The organism is Streptomyces sp. NPDC058308, assembly GCF_042880275.1.
Classification (GTDB): domain Bacteria; phylum Actinomycetota; class Actinomycetes; order Streptomycetales; family Streptomycetaceae; genus Streptomyces.
Genome location: NZ_JBHVZA010000040.1, coordinates 1 through 26883, shown reverse-complemented (window position 1 = coordinate 26883; position 26883 = coordinate 1). Strand labels below are relative to the sequence as shown.

The following is a 26883-nucleotide window of genomic DNA, read 5'->3' as shown; positions in this document are numbered from 1 at the left end:
ACGCCACGCGCCCCCGCAAGCCGCACTCCCCGCTACAGCCCCGGTGCGTGCCACACCCCCGCCCACGACCGGCGCGAAACCCCGAACGCGCAGGTCGGCGCCGTTGTCAGTGGCGGGGTGCACGATGGGGGCATGGTCAGCTCCGCGTCCAGTGCCCACGGCGCCCGCAGCGCCCTAGACGGATTCTCCCCCGCGACCCGCGGCTGGTTCACGGGGGCCTTCTCCGCGCCCACTTCCGCCCAGGCCGGCGCGTGGCAGGCGATTTCCGAGGGTTCCGACGTGCTGGTCGTCGCGCCCACCGGCTCCGGAAAGACCCTGGCCGCCTTCCTCGCGGCGCTCGACCAGCTGGCCTCGACACCACCGCCCGCCGACCCGAAGAAGCGCTGCAGGGTGCTGTACGTGTCGCCCCTGAAGGCCCTCGCGGTCGACGTCGAGCGCAATCTGCGCAGCCCTCTGACCGGCATCCGCCAGGAGTCGGTGCGCCTCGGCCATCCCGAGCCGGAGGTGCGGGTCGGCATCCGCTCGGGCGACACCCCGCCCGCCGAGCGCCGGGCCCTGTCGACCCGGCCGCCGGACATCCTGATCACCACACCCGAGTCCCTGTTCTTGATGCTCACCTCCGCGACGCGCGAGGCACTCACCGGCATCGAGACGGTGATCCTCGACGAGGTGCACGCGGTCGCGGGCACCAAGCGCGGCGCCCATCTCGCCCTCTCCCTGGAGCGGCTCGACGAGCTGCTGCCGAAGCCCGCCCGCCGCATCGGCCTGTCGGCGACGGTGCGCCCGGTGGACGAGGTGGCCCGCTATCTCTCCCCCAAGCGCAAGGTCGAGATCGTCCAGCCGCCCTCCGGCAAGGAGTTCGACCTCTCCGTGGTCGTCCCGGTGGAGGACCTCGGCGAGCTGGGCGGCTCCCCGGTCAGTGATTCCGGTGACGGGCCGGGGGCCGAGGCGGAGCGCCCGTCGATCTGGCCGCACGTCGAGGAGCGCATCACCGACCTCGTCCAGGCGCACCGCTCGACGATCGTGTTCGCCAACTCCCGCCGTCTGGCCGAGCGCCTGTGCAATCGCCTCAACGAGATCGCGTACGAGAGAGCGACCGGCGAGGCGCTCCCCGAGGACCACTCCCCCGCGGAGCTGATGGCCGAGTCGGGCGCCGCCAAGGGTGCCCCGCCGGTCCTGGCCCGCGCCCACCACGGCTCGGTCTCCAAGGAGCAGCGCGCCCAGGTCGAGGAGGACCTGAAGGCGGGCAGGCTGCCGGCCGTCGTCGCCACGTCCAGCCTGGAGCTCGGCATCGACATGGGAGCGGTCGACCTGGTCATCCAGGTGGAGTCGCCGCCGTCCGTGGCCTCCGGGCTGCAGCGCGTGGGCCGTGCGGGCCACCAGGTGGGCGCTGTCTCCACGGGTGTCGTGTTCCCCAAGTACCGGGGAGACCTCGTCCAGGCCGCTGTCGTCACGGAGCGGATGCGGACCGGCGCCATCGAGTCCCTGCGCGTCCCGGCCAACCCCCTGGACGTACTGGCCCAGCAGCTGGTGGCGATGGTCGCGCTCGACACCTGGCAGGTCGACGACCTGCTGACGGTGGTCCGGCGGGCGGCCTCCTTCGCGTCCCTCCCGGAGTCGGCGTTCACAGCCGTCCTGGACATGCTCGCCGGGCGCTATCCCTCCGACGCCTTCGCGGAGTTGCGCCCCCGCGTGGTCTGGGACCGCGTCGCGGGCACGGTCACCGGGCGCCCGGGCGCCCAGCGTCTCGCGGTCACTTCGGGAGGCACGATCCCCGACCGCGGCCTCTTCGGAGTCTTCCTCGCGGGCGCCGACCCCAAGAAGGGCGGCGGCCGCGTCGGTGAGCTCGACGAAGAGATGGTGTACGAGTCCCGGGTGGGCGACGTCTTCACGCTGGGCACGAGCTCCTGGCGCATCGAGGACATCACACGCGACCGTGTCCTCGTCTCCCCCGCCCCCGGCGTCCCGGGGCGTCTGCCCTTCTGGAAAGGCGACCAGCTGGGGCGCCCGCTCGAACTGGGCCGCGCGCTGGGCGCGTTCCTCCGGGAGGTCGGCGCGCTCTCGCCGAAGGACGCGCGCGGGCGTCTGCTCGCCACGGGACTCGACGCCTGGGCGGCCGACAACGTCCTGGCGTACCTCGCCGAACAGCGCGAGGCCTGCGGGCACATCCCGGACGACCGTACGATCGTCGTCGAGCGGTTCCGTGACGAGCTGGGCGACTGGCGGGTCGTCGTGCACTCCCCCTTCGGAGCCCAGGTGCACGCTCCGTGGGCCCTCGCTCTCGGCGCCCGCCTGACCCAGCGGTACGGCATGGACGCCCAGGTCATGCACGCGGACGACGGCATCGTGCTGCGGCTGCCCGACGCCGACCTGATGGGCCTTGACCTGCTCGACCAGGAGCCCACCGCTCCCCCCGTGGAGTACGACGCCGAGAAGGCCCCGGTGGGCGCGGGCGACGTCACCTTCGAGAAGGCCGAGGTCAATCAGATCGTCACCGACGAGGTGGGCGGCTCGGCGCTGTTCGCCTCACGGTTCCGCGAGTGCGCCGCCCGCGCGCTGCTGCTGCCGCGCCGCAGCCCCGGCAAGCGCACGCCCCTGTGGCAGCAGCGCCAGCGCGCCGCCCAGCTGCTCCAGGTCGCCAGCGAGTTCGGCTCCTTCCCGATCGTCCTGGAAGCGGTCAGGGAGTGCCTCCAGGACGTCTTCGACGTGCCGGGGCTCACCGAGCTGATGGGCGACATCGAGTCCCGCCGCGTCCGCCTCGTCGAGGTCACCACCCCCGAGCCCTCCCCCTTCGCCCGCTCCCTCCTGTTCGGGTACGTGGCCCAGTTCCTGTACGAGGGCGACTCCCCCCTCGCCGAGCGGCGCGCGGCGGCCCTCTCCCTGGACTCCCGGCTCCTCGCCGAGCTCCTCGGCCAGGCGGAGCTGCGCGAGCTGCTCGACGCGGACGTCCTGACGGAACTGGAGCAGGAGCTTCAGTGGCGTACGGAGGACCGCCGCGTCAAGGACGCCGAAGGCGTCGCCGACCTGCTGCGGCTCCTCGGCCCGCTCACCACGGCCGAGTTGACGGAGCGCGGCGCCGAGCCGGAGTGGGCCGAGGAGCTCGCCGCCGCCCGCCGCGTGATCCGGGTCCGCGTCGCGGGCGCGGAGCACTGGGCGGCCATCGAGGACGCGGGCCGCCTGCGCGACGCCCTCGGCACCGCCCTGCCGGTCGGCGTCCCCGAGGCGTTCATGGAGCCGGTCAAGGACCCGCTCGGTGACCTGCTGGCCCGTTTCGCGCGCACGCACGGCCCGTTCACGTCCGCCACGGCAGCCGCCCGCTTCGGCCTCGGAGCGGCGGTCACCGAGGGCGCGCTGCAGCGGCTCGCGGCGAACGGCCGCGTGGTGCAGGGAGAGTTCCATCCGGCGGGCATCGGCCAGGAGTGGTGCGACGCAGCGGTCCTGCGCCGCCTGCGGCGCCGCTCCCTCGCGGCCCTGCGGCACGAACTGGAGCCAGTTCCTCCGGCCGCCCTCGCCCAGTTCCTGCCCCAGTGGCAGAACTTGAGCGGACACGGCCTGCGAGGCATCGACGGTCTGGTGCGCGCCGTCGAGCAGCTGCAGGGCGCCACCGTCCCCGCCTCCGCGCTCGAGAAGCTCGTCCTGCCGTCGCGCGTCGCGGGCTACAACCCGGCCATGCTCGACGAACTGACCGCGGCCGGCGAGGTGATCTGGGCCGGCGCCGGGTCCCTGCCGGGCAAGGACGGCTGGGTATCCCTCTACCTGGCCGATGCCGCACCCCTGCTCCTGCCTCCCGCGCACCCGCTGGAGCTGACCGCCCTGCACCAGTCCGTCCTGGACACCCTCTCCGGAGGGTACGGACTCTTCTTCCGCCAGATCGCCGACCAGGTCCGCGCCACCACCCACCCGGAGGCCCTGGACCCTCAACTGGCCGACGCCATCTGGGAACTGGCCTGGTCGGGCCGGCTGACCAACGACACGCTCACCCCGATGCGCTCGCTCCTCGGCTCGGGCCGCACCGCCGGAGCCACGGCCCACCGCGCCAAGCGCAACATGCCGCGCGGGCGGTACGGCACCCTGACCGCGGCAGCCCGTACGGCGTCCCGCACCGGCCCCCCGACGGTCGCGGGCCGCTGGTCACTGCTCCCCGACCGCGAGCCCGACCCGACCCTGCGCGCCCACGCGCTGGCCCGCACCCTCCTGGACCGGCACGGCGTGGTGACCCGCGGCGCGGTGGCGGCCGAGGGGGTCGAGGGCGGCTTCTCGGCGACGTACCGCATCCTGTCGGCCTTCGAGGACAGCGGCCAGGCCCGCCGCGGCTATGTGGTCGAGGGGCTGGGCGCCGCCCAGTTCGCGATGGACGGCGCGGTGGACCGACTGCGCGCCACCGCGAACACCCGGGAGCGCACGGAAGGTTCGCGCCCCTCCGACGCGCAGGCCCCAGTCGTCCTCGCCGCCGCCGACCCCGCCAACGCGTACGGGGCCGCGCTGCCCTGGCCCGAGCCGCCGAACGACACGACGCACAAGCCAGGCCGCAAGGCGGGCTCCCTCGTCGTCCTCGTCGACGGCGAACTGACGCTCTACATGGAGCGCGGCGGCAAGACCCTCCTGGCGTGGCCCGCCTCTCCGGAGGACCCGGTCAGCGAGGACCCGCGCCTGCACGCCGCCGCCGAGGCCCTGGCCGGCGCAGCCCGAGCGGGCTCCCTCGGCACGGTCACAGTGGAGCGGGTCAACGGCACCGCCGCCCTGACCTCCCCCTTCGCCCCTCTCCTGGAAGGAGCCGGCTTCCACGCCACCCCGCGCGGCCTGCGCCTTCGCGCATGACGGCACCGATCACCAGGCACCGGGCGCCAGGTACCGGGCGCCATGAACCGATCACCGATCACCGGGCACCGGGCACCGGGCACCGGGCATCGGCCACCGCGTACCGACCACCAGGTACCGGCCACCGGCACCGGCGCGACGTACGCCTGTCGCGCCACGGACACCCACGCCGTCCGCGCTCCACGCCCCCTACGGCCGAGCCCCCGCGCCCGCCCACCCGTCTCCCCACCCCTCTCCGTGCCACCCTGGACCCATGCCCGAAGGTGACACCGTCTACCAAGCAGCCCAGCGCCTGCATGCCGCCCTCGCCGGACACACCCTCACGCGCTCCGACCTCCGCGTGCCCAAGTTCGCGACGGCCGATCTCACCGGACGCACCGTCCTGGACGTCACCGCGCGCGGGAAGCACCTCCTCACCCGCATCGAGGGCGGTCTCACCCTCCACTCCCACCTGCGGATGGACGGCTCCTGGCGGATCTACGGCCCCGACGAGCGCTGGCGGGGCGGCCCCGGGCATCAGATCCGGGCGATCCTCGGGAACACCGAGCGCACCGCCGTCGGCTACCGCCTGCCCGTCCTCGAACTGCTCCGCACCACCGACGAGGAAAAGGCCGTGGGGCACCTGGGGCCCGACCTCCTCGGCCCCGACTGGGACCCGGAGCGCGCCCTGAACAACCTCCTGGCAGCACCTGAGCGCCCCCTCGGCGAAGCCCTCCTCGACCAGCGCAATCTCGCGGGCATCGGCAACGTCTTCAAGAGCGAGGTCTGCTTCATCCTGGGCGTCACCCCATGGCTCCCCATCGGCGAGCTCTCCGAGGAGACCGCGGCCCGCCTCCCTGCCCTCTCGAAGAAGCTCCTGGAAGCCAACCGTCACCGGTCCGACCGCACCACCACCGGCCGTGACCTCACCGGCCAGCGCCTCTTCGTCTACGGCCGCGCACCCCGCCCCTGCCTGCGCTGCGGCACCCCCGTCCGCCGCGGCGAGCAGGGCGACGGCTCACGAAGCCGCCCCACCTACTGGTGCCCCAGCTGCCAACAGGGCCCAACACCCTGACTCCGCCCCGTACCCGCCCAGTTGACGCCCCGTCAGTTCCGGTCGTACCGTCCCGTCATGCCCGTCAAGGCGTACGACCTCACCGGACGCACCGCATTCGTCACCGGCGCCGCCAGCGGCATCGGCCGCGCTTCGGCTCTGCTCCTCGCCGAGGCGGGCGCCGCCGTCCACTGTGCCGACCGCGACGAACAGGGACTCCATGAGACCGCCACCCTCATCAAGGCGGTCGGCGGCACCGCGCACACGTACACCCTGGACGTGGCCGACAGAGCACAGGTGGACCGGGCCGTAACGGCAGCGGCAACGACAGCCGCAACGACAAAGACACCGGCACCCGCACCCGCACCCCCACCAGCACCAGCACCGAGGCCTTCGGCGGCAGGCACCCGCCCCCACCCCCGCCTCGACATCACGGCCGCCATCGCCGGCGTCATGCACAGCAGCCCGGTCCTGGAGACCCGCGACGAGGACCTTGACCGCGTCCTGAACATCAACTTCAAGGGCGTGCTGTACGCGTGCCAGGCCGCGGCCCGCACCATGATCGACGCGGGCTCCGGCGGCAGCATCGTCACGATGGCATCGGGCGCCGTCGACACCGGCGGCCCGGGGCTCCTCTGCTACGGCGCGGCCAAGGCGGCCGTCGTCCAGCTCACCAAGACCCTGGCGACGGAGGTCGGGCCGCACGGCATACGCGTCAACGCCGTCGCACCGGGCTGGATCCGCACCCCCATGACGACCCGGCACGACGCGGAGACCCAGGCCCACACGGAGAAGATCATGGTGCGCATGTCACCCCTCGGCCGCGTCGGCGAAGCGGACGACATCGCTCACGCCGTGCTGCACCTGGCGTCCGACGCCGCGTCCTTCACGACGGGCCAGATCCTCCGCCCGAACGGCGGCGTCGCCATGCCGTGGTAGCCCGCGCCTTGAATTCTGGCCCCCGTGCCCGCCCCGGCATCACGGCCGCGCCACGCCCCCACCGCACCGGCCCCGTACGCTTCCCCGCCCGCCGAGGCCCCCCGGCCCCCGCTCCCGCCACACCCTGCGCCCGCGCCTTCGACACGCAGTGCACGGGCAGCACGCTCAGTCCCCACCCTCCGGCGGCGACCGCCCCCTCGAAGGCCCCCGCGTCGGGCGCGAGGGCGAGGCGCAGCACGCCCCACCACCACAGCGCCCCGAAGGCCAGGGCGGGCGCCCAGCGTATGTACCGCCACGGCACGACCGACCCGCTCACGGCTGCCATCGATGCCACCTCCCGCCCAACGCGAGGCCGACGCTAAGCGCCGGGGTTCACCCCACGGGAGGGCGCACCGTCGTCACCGGAAGCAGCACGGCGCACGGACAGTGACACCGACCCGTGGGCAGCGCCCCTCGGTGCGCCTCGGCCACCTTCGGCCGGGACGTCCGGGCGCCCGGACGTATCGGCCGGTCAGCCGTTCTCCGCCTGGAACATCCAGTGGTGCTTCTCGAGGTCGGCCGTGATCCCGATGAAGATGTCCTGGCTGACCGGGTCCGCCTCACCGGTCGACTCGACACGTGCACGCATCCGGGTGATCACCGCGCCGAGCGCGTCCACGAGCGCCCCCACGGCGTCCACGTCCTTGACCCAGCCGTCGGGGACCGCCCCGATCCCGGTCTGCTGCGCCACGGTCGCCGCGCGCCCGTCGGGCGAGACGCCGAGCGTGGAGGCGCGCTCCGCCACGGTGTCGGAGTGCTGCCTGGCCGTGTCCACGACCTCGTCCAGCTGCAGGTGCACGGAGCGGAAGCGCGGGCCGACCACATTCCAGTGAATCTGCTTGGCCACCAGCGACAGGTCGACCAGGTCCACGAGCGCGCCCTGCAGGGCCTCCGAGACCGTCTTCAGATCCGCATCGGACAGCGGGCTCTTCACGACGTACATCTGTCTCCTCCAACTCACGAGCGAATGAGGTAAATCCCCACCAACCATGTCATACAAGCGCCAAATAGGTCGATTCGCGAATGCGCGGTCATGTGGGGCTCACCTCGGACAACACAGAAGCCCCGACCGGGTACCCGGCCGGGGCTTCCACACACTTCTGGGGGCTGCTGCTGGAACAGCGCAGCGTCACGCCGCGACGACGTCGACCGCCTCCGCGGGCGCCTTGATCGTGACCCGTTCCGGTGGCACACCGGCCACGGAGACGGAATTGAGCATCGAGCGAACCGGTGCACGCACCGGCTCGGGGACTGCCGCGGACTCAGCCAGCTCGGCGAGCGACAGCTCGTCGCTGACTTCACGCATGAGCTCGGACATCCGTACGTCAAGCGCGTCGCAGATCGCGGAAAGCAGCTCGGAGGACGCCTCCTTCTGCCCCCGCTCCACCTCGGAGAGATAGCCGAGCGAGACTCGGGCGGACGAGGAGACTTCGCGCAGAGTACGGCCCTGGCGCTGGCGCTGGCGACGCAGCACGTCACCCAGCAGGCGACGGAGCAGAATCATCGGTGGCTCCCTCCTCGGACCGCGTAGCCGCATCCTTCACGCCCCACCGTACCGCCTCGCGCGGCGGCCGTGCGGGGAGCGATGTCGTGTTCACTCAGGGCTGCAAACATCAATTCCCCCCGTTGTGTTCCGTATCCTGTGCCCGCCCATTCTCGGCACGTTCTCCGGAGAGCTGCTCGAGGAGCAGCGCGAGCACGCTCCGTACACTCTCCCTACGGATTTCCGAACGGCTACCGTTCAACCGCAGGGCGGCCACTTTCCCATGGGCTCCGCCATCGGCGTAACCGCGCATGCTTTCGAAATCCGGCCCCGAGACCGCCACGTACACGGTCCCCACAGGCTGCCCGTCCTGGGCGTCGGGCCCCGCGACCCCGGTGGTCGCGATCCCCCAGTCCGCGCCGAGCGTCTCGCGCACTCCGGCCGCCATCTGCCGCGCGACCTCGGGATCCACGGCCCCGCGCTCGTCCAGCAGAGTGCCGTCGACCCCGAGCACGTCCCGCTTCAGCTCGGTGGCGTACGCGGTCACGGAGCCCCGGAAGACCTTCGAGGCCCCGGGCGTCGCCGTGATCTCGGCGGCCACCAGGCCCCCGGTCAGCGACTCGGCGACGGCGAGCGTCTCGCCGCGCGCGGACAGGATCCGCAGCAGCCCGCTCACCGGTGCCTCGCCGGCCGAGAGCCCGGGGGACGTCACTTCGCCGCCTCCCGAGCGGACTCCGCCGCCGCACGCGCCTCGGCCATGCCCTGCCTGCGCAGCACGATGGCCTGCTTCACATAGTCGAGCCCGGTCACGACGGTCAGCACCACGGCGAGGGCCATCACCCAGAACCGCAGCGTCGCGAGCGGTCCGGTCAGTGCCAGAACGTACATCCCGACGGCCGTGCCCTGCGCGAGCGTCTTCATCTTCCCGCCGCGGCTGGCCGGAATGACGCCATAGCGGATCACCCAGAACCGCAGCAGAGTGATCCCCAGCTCACGCCCGAGAATCACCCCGGTCACCCACCAGGGCAGGTCACCGAGCCAGGACAGACAGATCAGCGCGGCCCCCATGATCGCCTTGTCGGCGATCGGGTCGGCGATCTTGCCGAAGTCCGTGACCAGGTTGTACGTGCGGGCGAGGTGCCCGTCGAAGAGGTCGGTGATCATCGCGACGGCGAAGGCGGCCCAGGCGAACGAGCGCCAGGCCGGGTCGTACCCGCCGTTGCCGAGGAGCAGCATCACGAAGCCCGGCACGAGCAGCAGCCGGATCATGGTCAGCAGGTTCGCGACGTTCCACAGGCTGGCCTGATTCACCGCCGCGGCGCCCAGCTTCCCGCCGCGCACCGGCTTGGCGCTCGAAGCGCCCTGCGCGCCGGAGCCGCCCGCGGGTGCCGGGACTCCTGTCATCTGCCGGCCTCCTCGAGACACTCAGCCACCAGGTCGACGCCTTCCGTGCCGACCACCTTCGCCACGACCATACGGCCGACCTGCAGGCCGTCCCCACCGATGTCGCCTGTCAGGCGGATCTGGCCGTCGGTCTCGGGGGCCTGGTGCGCGGCCCGGCCGAGCGGGCCCTCCTCGTCGTCCAGGGACTCGACGAGGACCTCGACGGTCTCGCCGAGCCGCTCGTCGGCGCGCTGCGAGGTGAGCTCCTCGGCCAGCCGGGAGATGCGCGCGAGGCGCTCGTCGACGACGTCCTGGTCCAGCTTCGCGTCGTAGGTCGCCGCTTCGGTGCCCTCCTCGTCGGAGTAGCCGAAGACGCCGATGGCGTCCAGGCGGGCGCCCGTCAGGAACCGTTCGAGCTCGTCGACGTCCGAGGCGCTCTCGCCGGGGAAGCCCACGATGAAGTTGGACCGCACACCGGCCTGCGGCGCCTTGGACCGGATGGTGTCCAGGAGCTCAAGGAAGCGGTCGGTGTCGCCGAAGCGCCGCATGGCGCGCAGGACGCCGGGCGCGGAGTGCTGGAAGGACAGGTCGAAGTACGGGGCGACCTTCTCCGTCGACGTGAGTACGTCGATGAGGCCGGGTCGCATCTCGGCGGGCTGCAGGTAGCTGACGCGCACCCGCTCGATCCCGTCGACGGCGGCCAGCTCGGGAAGCAGCGTCTCCAGGAGACGGATGTCACCGAGGTCCTTGCCGTACGAGGTGTTGTTCTCGGAGACGAGCATGACCTCCTTGACGCCCTGCTCGGCGAGCCAGCGGGTCTCACCGAGGACGTCGGAGGGGCGGCGCGAGATGAAGGAGCCGCGGAAGGACGGGATGGCGCAGAACGAGCAGCGCCGGTCACAGCCGGAGGCCAGCTTCACCGAGGCGACCGGGCTGGAGCCCAGGCGGCGGCGCAGCGGCGCGCGCGGTCCGGAGGCGGGCGCCACACCCTCGGGCAGGTCCTGCGGGATCACGGCGGGCGCTGCGGCAGCGTGGCCCGGGAGCGCGACGGCCGCCTGGGCGTCCTGCCGCTCGGCCGGGCTGATCGGCAGCAGCTTGCGCCGGTCGCGGGGGGTGTGGGCCTCGACGCTGCCACCGCTGAGGATGGTCTGCAGGCGGCCTGAGATGTCGGCGTAGTCGTCGAAGCCGAGTACGCCGTCGGCCTCGGGCAGCGCCTCGGCGAGCTCCTTGCCGTAGCGCTCGGCCATGCAGCCGACCGCGACGACGGCCTGGGTCTTGCCGTGACCCTTCAGGTCATTGGCTTCGAGGAGGGCGTCGACAGAGTCCTTCTTGGCGGCTTCGACGAAGCCACAGGTGTTGACGACGGCGACGTCCGCGTCCTCGGCGTCCTCGACGAGCTCCCAGCCGTCCGCCTCCAAGCGGCCTGCGAGCTCCTCCGAGTCCACCTCGTTACGGGCGCAGCCAAGAGTGACAAGGGCGACGGTGCGGCGTTCGGGCATGGTCTCAAGACTACTTCGTCCCCGTCCCGGCACCGGCCGCCAGGGTTACCGCGCGGTCGGCCCACGGTCGCCGGCCCGTCACCAGGCCGACCCCGCGCCCCGCGGAGCGTCGCTGGTCAGGCGCCCCGTAGGGGGTCGGTCAGCCGGCCTGTGGGTCGCCCTTCGTGTACGTGAGGCGTTCCACCTGGCCGGGCTCGAATTCGTTGTCGACCTGCTTGCCGTTCACGTACAGCTCGATCGCGCCCGCGTCTCCGAGGACCAGATCGATCTTCTGCTTGTCCTGGAAGGTCTTGTCCTGGCCCTGTTCGAGGACGCCGTCGAAGAGGGTGCGGCCGCTGTGGTCCTTGGCGGAGATCCAGCTGCGGCCGTCCGGGGCGACGACCTTGACCGTGACCTTGTCGCGCGGGACGCCCGCGATGGCGCTGTCCGACGGGTCGGGCTTGGGGTCGGCGGGCTTGGTGGGCTTCGGCTTCTCGGCGGGCTTGGTGTTGGCCGGGGTGGAGCCTTCGGCGACGGACTTCGAGCTGTCGCTGTCGTCGCCGCCGCTGAACGCGGTGAAACCGACGAAGCCGATCACCGCGACGATCGCGGCGACCATGGCGGCGGTCCAGTTCGGCCGGCGCGGCTCGGAGCGGATGCGCTCGGCCTCGAAGAGGGGCGCCGCCGGGGTGGGCGCGGGCGGGCGTCCGCCGTGTCCCTCGTCGTACTGCGCGAGCAGCGGGGCCGGATCGACACCGACGGCGCGCGCCAGGGTCCTGATGTGGCCGCGGGCGTACACGTCACCGCCGCACCGGGAGAAGTCGTCTTGTTCGATCGCGTGCACGATCGGGATGCGCACTCGCGTGGAGGTGCTGATCTCGTCGACGGTCAGGCCGGCGTCGATGCGGGCCTGCCGCAGGACACGGCCGATCGGGAGCCGGGCGTCGGCCTGGCGGTCGGCGGCCTGCGTCTCGTCTGCCGGGCTCTCGTCGGCGACGCGGTCGGGGCGGTCGAGGCGGTCGTCTGAAGCTCGGTCGTCTTCAGGGGAGTTGCCGATGGACACGGGGGCGCCTTTCGAGCGTGTAGCCACCTGCCGGAGGTTCAGTTTAGGGGGGTCTTGAAAGGGTGGGGCAACCGGACGGACGGACTTTGTACGCCATCAGAATGGCCGGACATCCTGATGGTGGGACATCGTGCTCTTCTCTCCCTCAACTTGACGTGTGTCGAGGGGAAACGGTTGCCCGCCGATCCCTTACGGGTGAGCCTGGTCCGGCCTTATGGGTGAGCCTCCCCGCGGATCACGGCGAGCACGCCGTCCAGCTCATCAGGTTTCACAAGAACGTCACGAGCCTTGGAGCCCTCGCTGGGCCCGACGATCGAGCGCGACTCCATCAGGTCCATCAGCCGGCCGGCCTTCGCGAACCCGACGCGCAGCTTGCGCTGCAGCATGGAGGTGGACCCGAACTGGGTGGAAACCACCAGTTCAGCGGCCTGGCACAGCAGATCGAGGTCGTCGCCGATGTCCTCGTCGATCTCCTTCTTCTGCTTGGTGCCGACGGTGACGTCGTCGCGGAAGACGGGCGCCATCTGGTCCTTGCAGTGCTGGACCACCGCGTGGATCTCGTCCTCGGTGACGAAGGCGCCCTGCATACGGGTGGGTTTGTTCGCGCCCATCGGCAGGAACAGTCCGTCACCCTTCCCGATGAGCTTCTCCGCGCCGGGCTGGTCGAGGATGACGCGGCTGTCGGCGAGCGAGGAGGTCGCGAAGGCGAGCCGCGAGGGCACGTTCGCCTTGATGAGGCCGGTCACGACGTCCACGGAGGGACGCTGGGTGGCGAGCACCAGGTGGATGCCGGCCGCGCGGGCGAGCTGGGTGATGCGCACGATCGAGTCCTCGACGTCGCGCGGCGCGACCATCATCAGGTCCGCGAGCTCGTCGACGATCACCAGCAGATACGGATACGCCTGCAGCTCCCGCTCACTGCCCTCGGGCGTCTTGAGCTTGCCCTCGCGGACGGCCTGGTTGAAGTCGTCGATGTGCCGGTAGCCGAAGGCGGCGAGGTCGTCGTAGCGCAGGTCCATCTCGCGGACGACCCACTGGAGCGCTTCGGCGGCCTTCTTCGGGTTGGTGATGATCGGCGTGATCAGGTGCGGGATGCCCTCGTACGCGGTGAGCTCGACGCGCTTGGGGTCGACGAGGACCATCCGGACGTCCTCGGGCGTCGCTCTTATCATGATCGAAGTGATCAGGCAATTGATGCACGACGACTTGCCGGAGCCGGTGGCTCCGGCGACCAGGATGTGCGGCATCTTCGCCATGTTGGCCATGACGTAACCGCCCTCGACGTCCTTGCCGAGCGCGACCAGCATGGGGTGGTCGTCCTCGGCCGCGTCCGCGAGGCGCAGCACGTCACCGACGTTGACCATCTCGCGGTCGGTGTTCGGGATCTCGATGCCGACCGCGGACTTGCCGGGGATGGGCGAGATGATCCGGACGTCCGGGGACGCCACCGCGTACGCGATGTTCTTGGCCAGCGCCGTGATCTTCTCGACCTTCACGGCGGGGCCGAGCTCGATCTCGTACCGCGTGACCGTCGGGCCGCGCGTGAAGCCGGTGACGGATGCGTCGACCTTGAACTCGGTGAACACGTTCGTCAGCGAGTCCACGACCGCGTCGTTGGCAGCGCTGCGGGACTTGCCCGGCCCGCCGCGCTCCAGGAGGTCGAGCGAGGGCAGCGCGTACGTGATGTCCCCCGAGAGCTGCAGCTGCTCGGCGCGGGGCGGCAGCTCGCGCGCGGGCTCGGGAGCGGGCTTGGTGAGGTCCTGCACGACGCTCTGAGCAGGCTCCTGCGGCTTCTTCCTGAGCTTGCCGGGCACCGGGGCGTCCGTGGCGCGCGCGGGCGGTACAGGCGCCGCGTGCCCCTGCTCCTCGCGCTGTCCGCGCTCCTCCCGCTCCCCCGAGACGCCCTGCGTCAGATCGGCGACCAGGGGCGAGGGCGGCATGCCGTGCAGTACGGCGCCGTCCAGGGCGGCGGCCGCGGCGGCCGCCACGTCCACGGCGTCCATCGGCCGGTCCATGTCCGGCTGCACCGGCGTCCTGCGGGGCCTGCGACGCTTGGAGAGCGCGTCATCCTCCGCCTGGTCGGAGCCGTACGCGTCGGGGCCGTAGGCGTCGGGGGCGGGGGTGCGCCGGCGCACGGGGCGCGCGGGCAGCGCCTCGCGCCACTGCTCGTCGTAGCGCTCGTCGTCGTGCGGGTACGCGTCGGCCTCGGGCTCCGGCTGGAGCAGTCCGAGCCGGGTGCCGAGCAGCCGCAGCCGCTGCGGAATGGCATTGACGGGCGTCGCCGTGACGACGAGCAGCCCGAAGACGGTGAGGAGCACCAGGAGCGGAACCGCGAGGATCTCGCCCATGGTGAAGATCAGCGGTGTGGAGGAGCCCCAGCCGATCAGTCCGCCCGCGTCCCTTATCGCCTGCATGCCGGAGCTGCGGGCGGGCGAGCCGCACGCGATGTGGACCTGTCCGAGGACCCCGATGACCAGGGCGGACAGGCCGATCACGATCCGGCCGTTCGCCTCGGGCTTCTCCGGATGGCGGATGAGGCGTACGGCGATGGCGCCGAGCAGCAGCGGCACCAGCAGGTCGAGGCGCCCGAAGGCGCCGGTGACCAGGACCTCGACGAGGTCGCCGACGGGGCCGCGCAGGTTCGACCAGGTGCCCGCGGCGACGATCAGCGCCAGACCGAGCAGCAGCAGCGCCAGGCCGTCCTTGCGGTGCGCCGGGTCGAGGCCCTTGGCGCCGCGCCCTATGCCGCGGAACATCGCGCCGACGCCGTGCGCGACGCCCAGCCAGAGCGCGCGAACGAGCCGGTACAGGCCCCCCGTGGGGCTGGGCGCCGGCTTGGGCGCGGGCTTTTTCGCCGCGGCCTTTTTGACGGGCGCCTTCTTCGCGGGCGCCTTCTTTGCCACGGCTTTCTTCGCGGGCGGCTTGGCAACGGCCTTCTTCGCCGGAGCCTTCGCCGGCGCGACCGCCTTCTTCGCGGGCGTCTTCTTGGCTGCGGACTGACGTGAGGCCATGGGTGTGAGGTTACCGTTGTCGACCTCTGCGGACACGTGTGCCCACTGCTTCACCCGTTTGTGTCGCCCTTGCGGTGGCGCGTAACTGACGGGGGTTCACCGCGCTCACGCGACACGAAACCTCGTCAGTGAGGCTCCGTGCCGCGTCAGTTCTGCGAGGGGACCGAGGGAGCTCCGGTGCCGGTGCCCGGCTCCAGGGCGTCAAGGGCCCGGCGCAGGCCGGTCAGTTTGCGTTCGAGATGGGCGGCGGTGGCGACCGCCGCCGCGTCCGCCGACTCGTCGTCCAGCTGCTTGGACAGCGCCTCGGCCTGTTCCTCGACCGCCGCGAGCCGCGCCGAGAGCTCGGCAAGGAGTCCTGCGGGCTCCTTCGCGTCGCCGGCCGCGGCCTTGCCGCCGCCTTCGAGCTGAAGGCGCAGCAGAGCCGCCTGCTCACGCAGTTGGCAGTTCTTCATGTACAGCTCGACGAACACCGAGACCTTCGCGCGCAGCACCCACGGGTCGAAAGGCTTGGAGATGTAGTCCACCGCGCCCGCGGCATAGCCGCGGAAGGTGTGATGCGGCCCGTGGTTGATGGCGGTGAGGAAGATGATCGGGATGTCCCGTGTCCGCTCCCGCCGCTTGATATGCGCGGCGGTCTCGAAACCGTCCATTCCCGGCATCTGGACGTCCAGCAGAATCACCGCGAAGTCGTCCGTGAGTAGTGCTTTGAGCGCTTCCTCCCCGGACGATGCCCGTACCAGTGTCTGATCGAGCGCAGAGAGGATGGCCTCCAGCGCCAGCAGATTCTCCGGCCGGTCATCGACCAGGAGGATCTTGGCCTTCTGCACCATGGCCCGCCCTCCTCGCCCCGGCGAAACACCGGGCGCCGCCCCAGAGGACGACTCCCTAGCGTCGCCCGTCCTTGTGCCGGTCATGGTAGCCGCACCCCGCCTGTCGCCACACCCTGTCACCGCGATGTCACTGTGCACGTAGCAGAAACGCGGTGGGAGACCAGAAGGTTCCCCGAATACCGCCGTTCTACACGACCTCGGCCACACTCTGTCAGCAACTGCGTGTGACGAAGCCGGTTCTCGGTCACTGAGCGCGCATCCACTGCTCCATCACCGACAACAGGTGATCCGGGTCGACCGGCTTCGTGACGTAGTCGGACGCTCCGGAGTCGATCGCCTTCTCCCGGTCGCCCTTCATCGCCTTCGCGGTGAGAGCGATGATGGGCAGCCCGGCGAACTGCGGCATCCTGCGGATCGCCGTCGTCGTCGCGTACCCGTCCATCTCGGGCATCATGATGTCCATCAGAACGACCGTCACGTCGTCGTGCTGCTCCAGCACTTCGATGCCTTCCCGGCCGTTCTCCGCGTACAGCACCGCGAGGCCGTGCTGCTCCAGGACGCTGGTGAGCGCGAAGACGTTGCGGATGTCGTCGTCGACGATCAGGACCTTCTCGCCGCCGAAGTGGAATCCGGGCCGCGCCGCGGCCGGCGTCTCCTGCCCCAGGGACGGCCACTGCTCCGGCGGCCGCTGCTCCTGGGTGCGCTGCTCCGCGGACCCGGCGGGCGACTGCCCCGGCAGGCCCGTGGGCTCCTGCGCGGGCGCGGAACGGCGCCGCCTGCGGAAGAGCGCGGCAGGCCCCGCGGACGCCTCGTGGCGCGCCGGTGCGGCCTCCTGCTGCGCCGTGCCGTCGGACGCGGGCGCCTCCTCCAGGGCGGGCAGTTCGCGCGGCTGGGGTGCGGGCGCCAGCTGCGTGTAGCCCTGGGGCGGCAGTTCGCTCGGGTGCAGCGGCAAATAGAGCGTGAAGGTGGAGCCGCGGCCCGGCTCGCTCTGGGCGTGGATCTCACCGCCGAGCAGCCGCGCGATCTCCCGGCTGATCGAGAGCCCGAGACCGGTGCCGCCGTACTTCCTGCTCGTCGTGCCGTCGGCCTGCTTGAACGCCTCGAAGATGACCCGCATCTTGCTGGCCGCGATGCCGATGCCGGTGTCCGTCACCGAGAAGGCGATCAAGTCGGCGTCCGCGTCCCGCAGCGAGCCCGCCTCCAGGAGCTGTTCGCGGATGGCGTTGGGCACGTCGTTGTTGGCGTGCCGGATCACCAGCTCGACCGCTCCGGAGTCGGTGAACTTCACCGCGTTCGACAGGAGGTTGCGCAGCACCTGGAGGAGCCGCTGCTCGTCCGTGTGCAGCGTCGCGGGCAGTTCCGGAGACACCCGTACGGAGAAATCGAGCCCCTTCTCCGCGGTCAGCGGGCGGAAAGTGGCCTCTACGTAGTCGACGAGCTGGACCAGGGCGATGCGCGTCGGGGAGACGTCCATCTTGCCCGCCTCGACCTTCGACAGGTCGAGGATGTCGTTGATCAGCTGCAACAGGTCCGAGCCCGCGCCGTGGATCGTCTCGGCGAACTCGACCTGCTTCGGGGTGAGGTTCGCGTCGGCGTTGTCGGCGAGCAACTTGGCGAGGATCAGCAGGGAGTTGAGCGGCGTGCGCAGCTCGTGCGACATGTTCGCGAGGAACTCCGACTTGTAGCGCATCGAGACCGCGAGCTGCTCGGCGCGCTCCTCCAGGACCTGCCTGGCCTCTTCGATCTCGGTGTTCTTGACCTCGATGTCACGGTTCTGCTGGGCGAGCAGCTCCGCCTTCTCCTCCAGCTCCGCGTTCGAGTCCTGAAGCGCCTTCTGCCGGTTCTCCAACTCGGCCGAACGCTCCCGCAGTTGCTCGGTCAGCTCCTGCGACTGCTTCAGCAGCACCTCGGTCTTCGTATTGACGCTGATCGTGTTGACGCTCGTGGCGATCATCTCGGCGATCTGGCTGAGGAAGTCCTTCTGGATCTGCGTGAAGGGCTGGAAGGCGGCCAGCTCGATCACACCGAGCACGGTCCCCTCGAAGAGCACCGGGAGCACGATGACCTGCGCCGGCGGAGCCTCACCGAGCCCGGACGCGATCCGCAGGTAGCCGGAGGGCGCGTTCTCCACGAGGATCGTGCGCCGCTCCTTGGCAGCCGTCCCGATGAGGGTCTCGCCGGGCCGGAAGGACGTCGGCATGGACCCCATGGAGTAGCCGTAACTGCCGAGCATGCGCAGTTCGTACGCGTCCTCGTGATCGCCCCCGAGGTCCTGGCCGTCGTCCGTGGGCAGCGCCAGGAAGAAGGCCCCGTGCTGCGCGGAGACGACCGGCGTCAGCTCGCTCATGATCAGCGAGGCGACGTCCTCCAGATCGCGGCGGCCCTGCATCAGACCGGAGATCCGCGCCAGGTTGCCCTTGAGCCAGTCCTGTTCCTTGTTGGCGAGGGTCGTGTCGCGCAGGTTCGCGATCATGGTGTTGATGTTGTCCTGCAGGACCTGGATCTCGCCCGCCGCGTCGACCTCGATCTTCAGGTTGAGGTCTCCGCGGGTCACCGCGGTGGCGACCTTGGCGATGGCGCGCACCTGCCGGGTGAGGTTTCCGGCCATCTCGTTCACGGACTCCGTGAGGTCCCGCCACGTGCCGTCGACGTCACGCACGCGTGCCTGGCCGCCCAACTGGCCTTCCGTACCCACCTCGCGGGCGACCCGGGTGACCTGCTCGGCGAACGACGACAGCTGGTCGACCATCGTGTTGATGGTGGTCTTGAGCTCCAGGATCTCGCCCCGGGCGTCGATGTCGATCTTCTTGGTGAGATCACCCTTGGCGATCGCCGTGGTGACCATCGCGATGTTGCGGACCTGACCGGTCAGGTTGGACGCCATCGAGTTCACGGACTCGGTGAGGTCCTTCCACGTACCGGAGACACCTGGCACGCGCGCCTGACCGCCGAGGATGCCGTCCGTGCCCACCTCACGGGCCACCCGAGTGACCTCGTCGGCGAACGAACTCAGCGTCGTCACCATGGTGTTGACCGTGTCGGCGAGCTGCGCGACCTCGCCGCGCGCCTCGACCGTGACCTTCTTGGTGAGGTCGCCGTTGGCGACCGCGGCCGAGACCTGGGAGATGTTCCGCACCTGGCTGGTCAGGTTGTTGGCCATCAGGTTGACGTTGTCGCTGAGGTCCTTCCAGATGCCGGTGACACCCGGCACGCGCGCCTGACCACCCAACTGGCCCTCGGTGCCCACCTCGCGGGCCACGCGCGTGACCTGCTCGGCGAACGACGACAGCTGATCGACCATCGTGTTGACGGTCGTGACGAGTTCGAGGATCTCGCCCTTCGCGTCGACGGTGATCTTCTTGGAGAGGTCGCCCATGGCGACGGCCGTCGTGACCTCGGCGATGTTCCGCACCTGCAGGGTGAGGTTGTTCGCCATGCCGTTCACGGACTGCGTGAGGTCCTTCCAGGTGCCCGAGACGCCCTGGACCTCGGCCTGGCCGCCCAGGATGCCGTCCGTACCCACCTCGCGGGCCACCCGCGTGACCTGCTCCGCGAAGGCCGAGAGCTGGTCGACCATCGTGTTCAGGGTGTTCTTCAGTTCGAGGATCTCGCCCCGCGCGTCCACGTCGATCTTCTGCGACAGGTCACCGCGGGCCACCGCCGTCGCCACCTGCGCGATGTTGCGGACCTGCGCGGTGAGGTTCCCGGCCATGCCGTTCACGGAGTCCGTCAGATCGCGCCACACACCGGCCACCCCGGGCACCTGTGCCTGACCGCCCAGGCGCCCCTCCGTGCCCACCTCGCGGGCCACCCGGGTCACCTGGTCCGCGAAGGCGGAGAGCTGGTCGACCATCGTGTTGATGGTGTTCTTCAGTTCGAGGATCTCGCCCCGCGCGTCGACCTCGATCTTCTGCGACAGGTCACCGCGCGCCACCGCCGTGGTGACCTGCGCGATCTGGCGCACCTGCGACGTCAGGTTGCCCGCCATGAAGTTGACGGAGTCGGTGAGGTCCTTCCACGTACCGCTCACGCCGTCCACCCGCGCCTGACCGCCCAGCCGGCCCTCGGTGCCCACGTCGCGCGCCATCCGCGTGACCTGGTCGGCGAAGGACGACAGCTGGTCGACCATCGTGTTCACGGTGTTCTTCAGCTGGAGCATCTCGCCGGAGACGTCCACGGTGACCTTCTGCGACAGGTCACCGTTGGCCACCGCCGTCGTCACCTGCGCGATGTTGCGGACCTGCCCCGTGAGGTTGCGGAACGCGGTGTTCACCGAGTCGGTGAGGTCCTTCCACGTACCGGCCGCGCCCTGCACCTGCGCCTGACCGCCGAGCTCACCCTCGACACCGATCTCCCGCGCCACCCGCGTCACTTCGGAACCGAAGGCGGAGAGCTGGTCGACCATCGTGTTCGTGGTGTTCTTCAGCTCCAGCATCTCGCCCGCGACGTCCACGGTGACCTTCTGCGACAGGTCACCGTTGGCCACCGCCGTCGTCACCTGCGCGATGTCCCGCACCTGCGTGGTGAGGTTCCGGAAGACCGTGTTGACCGAGTCCGTGAGGTCCTTCCAGGTGCCCGCCGCGCCCGGCACATTGGCCTGGCCGCCGAGCTGCCCCTCGGCACCGACCTCGTTCGCCACCCGTGTGACCTCGTCCGCGAACGTACGCAGCGTCTCGGTCATCTGGTTGATCGTCTCGGCGAGCTGGGCGACCTCGCCGCGCGCGCTCACCGTCACCTTCTGGGACAGGTCGCCGTTCGCGACCGCCGTCGTGACCTGGGCGATCCCGCGCACCTGGGCGGTGAGATTGCCCGCCATCAGGTTCACCGAATCGGTGAGGTCCTTCCACACGCCGGCCACACCCGGCACCTGCGCCTGGCCGCCGAGCTCACCCTCCGTACCGACCTCGCGGGCCACGCGCGTCACTTCGGAGGAGAACGACGAGAGCTGGTCCACCATCGTGTTGACGGTGTTCTTCAACTCCAGCATCTCACCCGCGACGTGGACGGTGACCTTCCGCGACAGATCGCCCTTGGCGACCGCCGTCGTCACCAGCGCGATGTCCCGCACCTGAGCGGTCAGGCGGTACGCCATCGTGTTCACGGAGTCCGTGAGGTCCTTCCACGACCCGGACATCCCGCGCACCCTGGCCTGCCCGCCGAGCTTGCCCTCGGTGCCGACCTCGCTGGCCACCCGCGTGACCTCGTCCGTGAAGGTGGAGAGCTGGTCGACGAGGTTGTTGACCGTCCGCCCGACCTTCAGGAACTCCCCGCGCAGCGGATGGCCGTTCCCGTCCATCCCCTGCGCCCGCAGCTCCATCCGCTGCTGCAGGTCGCCCTCCGCCACCGCGGAGAGAACCCGGCCGACCTCGGACACGGGGCGCACGAGATCGTCGACGAGCGCGTTCGACGCGTCGATCGCCGCGGCCCACGAGCCCTCGCTCGCTCCCGCCTCAAGGCGCTCCGTGAGTTTTCCCTCACGTCCGACCATCCGCCGCACCCGCGAAAGCTCACCGGTCAGGTGCAGATTCCGGTCGGCCACCTCATTGAAAACAGCCGCGATCTCCGACATCACGTCGTCACCGGAGACCGTGAGCCGCTTGCGGAAGTTGCCGTCCCGCATCGCCACCAGGGCTGCGAGCAGCCTGTTCAGAGCCGCCGCATCCACTGAAGCCGTCGTCCCGTTGCGCGGTTTGCGCTGTTTGTTCAGGGACTGTCCGTCTTTCGCGCGCGTTTTAGTGCCCCGCGTCGCTGCGCCAGACTCCACTGTGTCCCTCCCGCAAGGGTCGACCGGTACTGCTCGGGTTTCTCTGGGCTGTCCCCATGAAGCTTGCCCAGTGTTTCACCATGGCCGAACCAGGCCATAACAGTTCGGCAGCTTCGCACACCGTCCGCACACCCTCCGGGCGGAAACACTGACGACCGGCATCAGCATGGACGGCGAAGGTAAGTAACCTTGCATCCGGCTGTCCAACCACCCCGGTCCTGCCCGGCCAGGGCGGTGGTACACGAACAAGCGGGCATCGGAGGGGCGGCCGTCACCATGGGTTCGGGAGAACTGGGCGTCGATACAGTCGACACTGTCGATACTCGTACGAGGAGTGCTGTGATCACCGCGCGCGCGGCTGCGACCTTCGAACCCGTCGGGCGTTCCGTCGCGACGGCCCGCTCCTTCGTACGCGACACCCTGCAGGGCTGGGGCTTCTCGGACATCGTCGACGACGCCGTCGTCCTCACCAGCGAGCTGGTCACCAACGCCGTGGTGCACGCCGGCACGGCCGCCGACGTCGAGTGTCTGCGCAGCGACGACGCCGTACGCATCGAAGTCTCCGACCACTACCCGGAGCGCGAGATCCCGCTCCAGCAGTCCTCGGTCAACATGGGCAGCCCCGACCGCGAGGGCGGCCGCGGACTCCAGCTCTGCGCGGCACTCGCCACCCGCTGGGGCGTCGACTACACCCCCACCCACAAGCAGGTCTGGTTCCAGCTCGACCTGCCCCACCGCCCCGTCGGCACCCGCACCGCGGGCCCCTCGCTGCCCGCCGCCCTCCTGCCCATCGCCGACGGCAGAGTCCGCGTCGCCGTCATCCAGATCGACCGCCTGGGCGCCATCTCCGCCTGGAACGAGGACGCCGAGGACCTCTTCGGGTACGTCGCCGAGCAGGTCATGGGCAAGCCTCTCAACGACCTCGCCGCCTGGCCGCACACCCCGGGCACCAGCACCGGCATCGCCGAGGCGCTCCAGCTCTCCCGCTGGGAAGGCAGCTACGGCGTCCGCGGCGCCAACGGCCGCGTGACCCCCGTCTACGCCTCCCACCTGCGTGTCCGCGACGCCGAGGGTGAACCCTCCACGGTCTGCCTGCTCGTACGCGACGACGAGCGCGCCGTGCTGCAGACCCCGCTGCGCGGCGCACCCCCCGAGCCGGGCACCCGCAGCGAGCCGCACGCCACGGACCCCTTCGAGGTGTTCATCGGCTCCCCCGCCCCGGACGACCTCGACGGCCTGCTCCAGCGCACCGTCGAGCGCGCCCGCGACATGCTCGACGGCGACGCGGCCTTCCTGCTCCTGGCCACCGACGACGAGACGGAACTGGAAGTCCGCGCCTCCACGGGCCTGCCGTCGGCCCGCCAGCGCTTCGCCCGCGTCCAGGTCGAGTCGGCCCCCGGACGCTACGGCTCCGCACGCATGCCGGCCGTGCACGAGGACCTCACGGTCGTCCCCGGCGCGGTCCCCCTGCTCGCCGGCACGGGCATGCGCTCCGTCGTCACGGTGCCGCTGAAGGTGGAGGGCCGCCTCACCGGCTCCCTGGGCGTCGCCGCCGAGGCCTCCGGGCGGTACTCGAACGAAGAAGCCCTGCGCCTCCAGTTCGCCGCCGACCGCATCGCCCTCGCCGTGGAGTCCGCGCGCCTCGGAGAGCTGGAACGGCTCCGCCGCGGCTCGCTCTCCTTCCTCGTCGAGGCCTCCGACCTTCTCGCGGGCACCCTCGACCGCGACCAGACCCTGGCCCTCATGGCCCAGATGACGGTCCCGACGCTCGCCACCTGGTGCGCCGTCTACACGATCGCGGACCAGTCGGCCGAGCCCTACCTCTCGTACGTCCTGCACGAGGACGAGGAGCGTATCGACGGCCTCAAGGCCCTGCTCTCCAAGATCGCCCCGCCGGACCCGGTCCCCACTCCGGGCGCCCGCATCTGGGCGGCCCCCTCCGAAGCCGCGCACCAGGCCGCCCTGCGCACCTCCATGCGCAGCCTGGGCCTCGGCGAGCCCATGACCCTCGGCTCGGGCATCGGCACGACACTCTCCACCGCCTCCGCGGTGGGCGGCGAGACCGTCGTCCTCCCCCTGGTCGCCCGCAACCGCGTCATCGGCATGCTCACGCTCGGTAAGCCCGCCGATGAACACTTCCGCCAAGAGATCCTGGAATTGGCCGAAGATCTATCCCGCCGAGCGGCCCTGGCCCTCGACAACGCCCGCCTCTACTCCGAGCGCATGGCGATCAGCCAGTCCCTGCAGCGCAGCCTGCTGCCGCCGGGGCTCCCGCAGATCCCGGGCGTCGAGGTCGACGTCATCTACCGCGCGGCCGGCGAGGGCAACGAAGTCGGCGGTGACTTCTACGACCTCTTCCCGATCCGCGACGGCGCGTACGGCTTCGCGATCGGCGACGTCTGCGGCACGGGCCCGGAGGCCGCGGCCGTCACGGGCCTCGCCCGCCACGCCCTGCGTCTCCTTGCCCGCGAGGGCTTCGGCGGCCCCGCGGTCCTGGAGCGCCTCAACGCCGCGATCCTCGACGAGGGCGCCCGCAGCCGCTTCCTGACGCTCCTGTACGGCGAGCTGTGGCCCCAGGAAGACGGCTCGGCGGTCCTGAAGGTCGTCTGCGCCGGCCACCCGCTGCCGCTGCGCCTGCGCCAGGACGGCACGGTCGAGCCGTACGCGGAACCGCAGCCGCTGCTCGGCGTCATGGACGACCTCGAACTGTACGAGCAGACGATGACGCTCGACCCGGGCGACGTCCTGCTCTGCGTGACCGACGGAGTCACCGAGCGCCGCGAAGGCACCCGCATGCTCGGCGACGACGGCCTCGCGGACGTCCTCACCACCTGCACCGGCCTCACGGCGGGCGCGGTCGCGGCGCGCATCATGCGCGCGGTGGAGCGCTTCGCGACGGACGCGCCCTCCGACGACATGGCGATCCTGGCGATGCGCGTGCCCGGCCTGCAGAAGGACTGAAAAGTCCCGGGGCACCACTCGGTGCCCCGGACTTCACCTCACAACGACAAAGGCCTCCGCCCAACTGGGCGGAGGCCTTCATTACTTGAGCCCCCAAGCGGAATCGAACCGCTGACCTTCTCCTTACCATGGAGACGCTCTACCGACTGAGCTATAGGGGCCTGCTGCCCTTCGGGGGTTTTCCCCGCGGCAACGGAATAGATCATACCCGAAATCGAAGGTGCCTCGAACCGCCCCGCCCTCTGGACCGCCCTCGCACGCACTGCCACGCTGCGCCCATGCCGACCAGCCCCGGTACGCCTACGCGGTATGCCCTTCCCCTGACCGTCGCCGCCCTCCTTCTCCCCCTGGCGGCCTGCGGTTCCGACGAAGGCACCGAGCACCGGACACCCACCAGGAAGCCCACAGCCACAGAGGCCCCACACCCCGGAAATCAGCGGATCACGATCCCCTGGAAAGGCGAGAAACGCGTCTACACCGTCCACGCCCCACCTGGATTCACCCCCGCCGACAAACTCCCCCTCGTCATCGCCCTGCACCCCTACCCCGGCGACGGCAAAGCCGCGGCCGCCATCAGCGGCCTCGACACGAAGGCCGACGAGGAGAACTTCCTCGTCGCCTATCCCGACGGACTCGACAAAGGCTTCAACGCCCTGCTCTGCTGCGGCACCGAGGACGACGTGGGCTTCATGCGTACGATCACGAAGCGGCTCACCGGCACATGGAACGCCGACCGGAACCGCGTCTACGCCACCGGCATCTCCAACGGCGCCGACATGTCGTACAAACTCGCCGTGGAACTCCCGGGCACCTTCGCGGCCATCGCACCGGTCAGCGGCGGCTATCTCGGCACCGCCGCGGAAGACCCCTCCTACATACCGAAGACCCCGGTCTCGGTGATCACATTCCTGGGCGCCCTCGACGAACACCACACCGCGCTGGATGAAGGCGTCAAGACATGGCAACAGCGGCTGTCCTGCAAGGCAGGAGGGACCGCAAGGCTCAAGAACGACATCAAGAAGACCACCTCGACCTGCCGCGACGGTTCGGACGTGGTCGTCTACCGGCTGGCCCACATGGGCCATTCCTGGCCGAACGGCGCGGGCGGTGGAATGTCGGACCCGACGGCAGGCATCAATGCGACGGACGCCATGTGGGAATTCTTCAAGTCCCACACCAGGAAGGCGCCGTAGGTATCAGAACGCCGGCTGGAGAAGTCCGCCGAGCGCGTTGCACGCGGAGACGACGCGCTGCAGATCGCGCCGCGACATCGCCGCGCCCGCCGGCAGCGCCAGCGTCTCGTCCGCGGCCCGCTCGGTCTCGGGCAGCTGTATGTCCCGCCAGAACCGCGGCATGCGGTGCACAGGCGTCTTCACCGGCACCCGGCAGTCAACTCCCTTGGCCCGTACGGCGCGCGCGAAGGCGTCCCGGTCGGGCCGCCCGTTCCCGGGCACCCGCACTACGTACTGCTCGTAGCTGTGCCCCTCGCCGCCGTCCGGCGTCACGACGCCGCTGAGACGACCGCTGAGATACGCGGCATGGGCCCGCCGGAGCGTCAGTCCGTCCAGCGGCCCGTCCAGCGGGGAAGTCTCCGACTCGGCCTGCTCCAGGACGAGCAGTCCGTGACGTTGCCCCAGCTCCCGCAGGCGGCGCACATCGGCCTGGATCCCGAAGCGGTGCACGACGACGACGGCGGCCGTACGCGGACTCACCACGGCGGCAACGGCCTGCGGGTCGAGGCAGTACGAGGCCGGATCTATGTCCGCGAAGACGGGCACCGCACCGGCGAGGACCACGTCCTCGGCCACCTCGGCGTTCCCATAGGCCGGCACGACGACCTCGTCACCGGCACCGACACCCGCGGCGCGCAACATTCCAACTGTCCCCATGCCTTCGGATGTTGGCTGCACAACGTGAACGGCAAGTGACGCAAAACAAAAAAGAGCTGGTCCCTGAACCGAAGTTCAGGGACCAGCTCTTATCAAGATTAGTTCGGCGGCGTCCTACTCTCCCACAGGGTCCCCCCTGCAGTACCATCGGCGCTGTGAGGCTTAGCTTCCGGGTTCGGAATGTAACCGGGC

General features: G+C 70.6%; 15 protein-coding genes, 1 tRNA gene and 1 rRNA gene. 5 read left to right on the top strand and 12 right to left on the bottom strand.

What is annotated here, in order from left to right:
- Window positions 1–132: 132 nt before the first annotated feature.
- The 3 genes from ACFVYL_RS34485 to ACFVYL_RS34475 all read left to right on the top strand — a co-directional run bounded on the left by ACFVYL_RS34485 (window position 133) and on the right by ACFVYL_RS34475 (window position 6790).
- Entirely contained in the window at window positions 133–4818 is a 4686-nt protein-coding gene (locus ACFVYL_RS34485; protein WP_389723082.1) for an ATP-dependent helicase, read from the top strand.
- 253 nt (window positions 4819–5071) lie between these two features.
- Window positions 5072–5872, top strand: a complete 801-nt coding sequence (locus ACFVYL_RS34480) for an Fpg/Nei family DNA glycosylase (RefSeq protein WP_389723079.1) — start codon at window positions 5072–5074, stop codon at window positions 5870–5872.
- A 57-nt stretch (window positions 5873–5929) separates the two neighbouring features.
- On the top strand, window positions 5930–6790 hold the full coding sequence (locus tag ACFVYL_RS34475) for an SDR family NAD(P)-dependent oxidoreductase (protein ID WP_389723076.1): 861 nt from the start codon (window positions 5930–5932) through the stop codon (window positions 6788–6790).
- A 511-nt stretch (window positions 6791–7301) separates the two neighbouring features.
- Here the strand turns inward: ACFVYL_RS34475 and ACFVYL_RS34470 are convergent.
- The 9 genes from ACFVYL_RS34470 to ACFVYL_RS34430 all read right to left on the bottom strand — a co-directional run bounded on the left by ACFVYL_RS34470 (window position 7302) and on the right by ACFVYL_RS34430 (window position 21841).
- A complete protein-coding gene (locus ACFVYL_RS34470) occupies window positions 7302–7772 on the bottom strand; it encodes a Dps family protein (RefSeq protein WP_389723073.1) in 471 nt (156 codons plus the stop codon).
- A gap of 186 nt (window positions 7773–7958) precedes the next feature.
- Window positions 7959–8333: a helix-turn-helix domain-containing protein gene (locus ACFVYL_RS34465; RefSeq protein ID WP_055564110.1), complete on the bottom strand. Its 375-nt coding sequence runs from the start codon at window positions 8331–8333 to the stop codon at window positions 7959–7961.
- A 109-nt stretch (window positions 8334–8442) separates the two neighbouring features.
- Window positions 8443–8988, bottom strand: a complete 546-nt coding sequence (locus ACFVYL_RS34460) for a CinA family protein (protein ID WP_389723070.1) — start codon at window positions 8986–8988, stop codon at window positions 8443–8445.
- Between the two features lie 32 nt (window positions 8989–9020).
- Window positions 9021–9716: a CDP-diacylglycerol--glycerol-3-phosphate 3-phosphatidyltransferase gene (gene pgsA, locus ACFVYL_RS34455; RefSeq protein ID WP_389723067.1), complete on the bottom strand. Its 696-nt coding sequence runs from the start codon at window positions 9714–9716 to the stop codon at window positions 9021–9023.
- On the bottom strand, window positions 9713–11194 hold the full coding sequence (rimO, locus tag ACFVYL_RS34450; RefSeq protein WP_389723064.1) for a 30S ribosomal protein S12 methylthiotransferase RimO: 1482 nt from the start codon (window positions 11192–11194) through the stop codon (window positions 9713–9715). The genes pgsA and rimO overlap by 4 nt, the downstream gene beginning before the upstream one ends.
- Window positions 11195–11333: 139 nt before the next feature.
- Window positions 11334–12236 carry a helix-turn-helix domain-containing protein gene (locus tag ACFVYL_RS34445; RefSeq protein WP_389723061.1) on the bottom strand — a complete coding sequence of 301 codons (903 nt, stop codon included), beginning with the start codon at window positions 12234–12236 and terminating at the stop codon, window positions 11334–11336.
- Window positions 12237–12448: 212 nt separating this feature from the next.
- Complete coding sequence (locus ACFVYL_RS34440) at window positions 12449–15247, bottom strand: DNA translocase FtsK (protein ID WP_389723058.1); 2799 nt, start codon at window positions 15245–15247, stop codon at window positions 12449–12451.
- Between the two features lie 146 nt (window positions 15248–15393).
- Window positions 15394–16077, bottom strand: coding sequence for a two-component system response regulator (locus tag ACFVYL_RS34435; RefSeq protein WP_055564115.1), 684 nt, complete (start codon window positions 16075–16077; stop codon window positions 15394–15396).
- A 244-nt stretch (window positions 16078–16321) separates the two neighbouring features.
- Complete coding sequence (locus tag ACFVYL_RS34430) at window positions 16322–21841, bottom strand: HAMP domain-containing protein (protein WP_389723055.1); 5520 nt, start codon at window positions 21839–21841, stop codon at window positions 16322–16324.
- Window positions 21842–22180: 339 nt separating this feature from the next.
- On the opposite strand from ACFVYL_RS34430, the gene ACFVYL_RS34425 reads away from it, so the two are divergent.
- The gene (locus ACFVYL_RS34425) at window positions 22181–24802 is read left to right on the top strand and encodes a SpoIIE family protein phosphatase (protein WP_389723052.1); all 2622 of its coding nucleotides are present in this window, start codon (window positions 22181–22183) and stop codon (window positions 24800–24802) included.
- 88 nt (window positions 24803–24890) lie between these two features.
- Here ACFVYL_RS34425 and ACFVYL_RS34420 read toward each other — a convergent pair.
- Window positions 24891–24963 (bottom strand) — tRNA-Thr (locus tag ACFVYL_RS34420).
- A gap of 117 nt (window positions 24964–25080) precedes the next feature.
- Here ACFVYL_RS34420 and ACFVYL_RS34415 point away from each other — a divergent pair.
- Window positions 25081–25995, top strand: coding sequence for an alpha/beta hydrolase family esterase (locus tag ACFVYL_RS34415; protein ID WP_389723049.1), 915 nt, complete (start codon window positions 25081–25083; stop codon window positions 25993–25995).
- Between the two features lie 3 nt (window positions 25996–25998).
- On the opposite strand, the gene ACFVYL_RS34410 is transcribed toward ACFVYL_RS34415, so the two are convergent.
- Both ACFVYL_RS34410 and rrf read right to left on the bottom strand, forming a co-directional pair.
- Window positions 25999–26676: a DegT/DnrJ/EryC1/StrS family aminotransferase gene (locus ACFVYL_RS34410; RefSeq protein ID WP_389723157.1), complete on the bottom strand. Its 678-nt coding sequence runs from the start codon at window positions 26674–26676 to the stop codon at window positions 25999–26001.
- 116 nt (window positions 26677–26792) lie between these two features.
- Window positions 26793–26883: ribosomal RNA gene (gene rrf / locus ACFVYL_RS34405) — 5S ribosomal RNA — on the bottom strand; the annotation flags it as partial.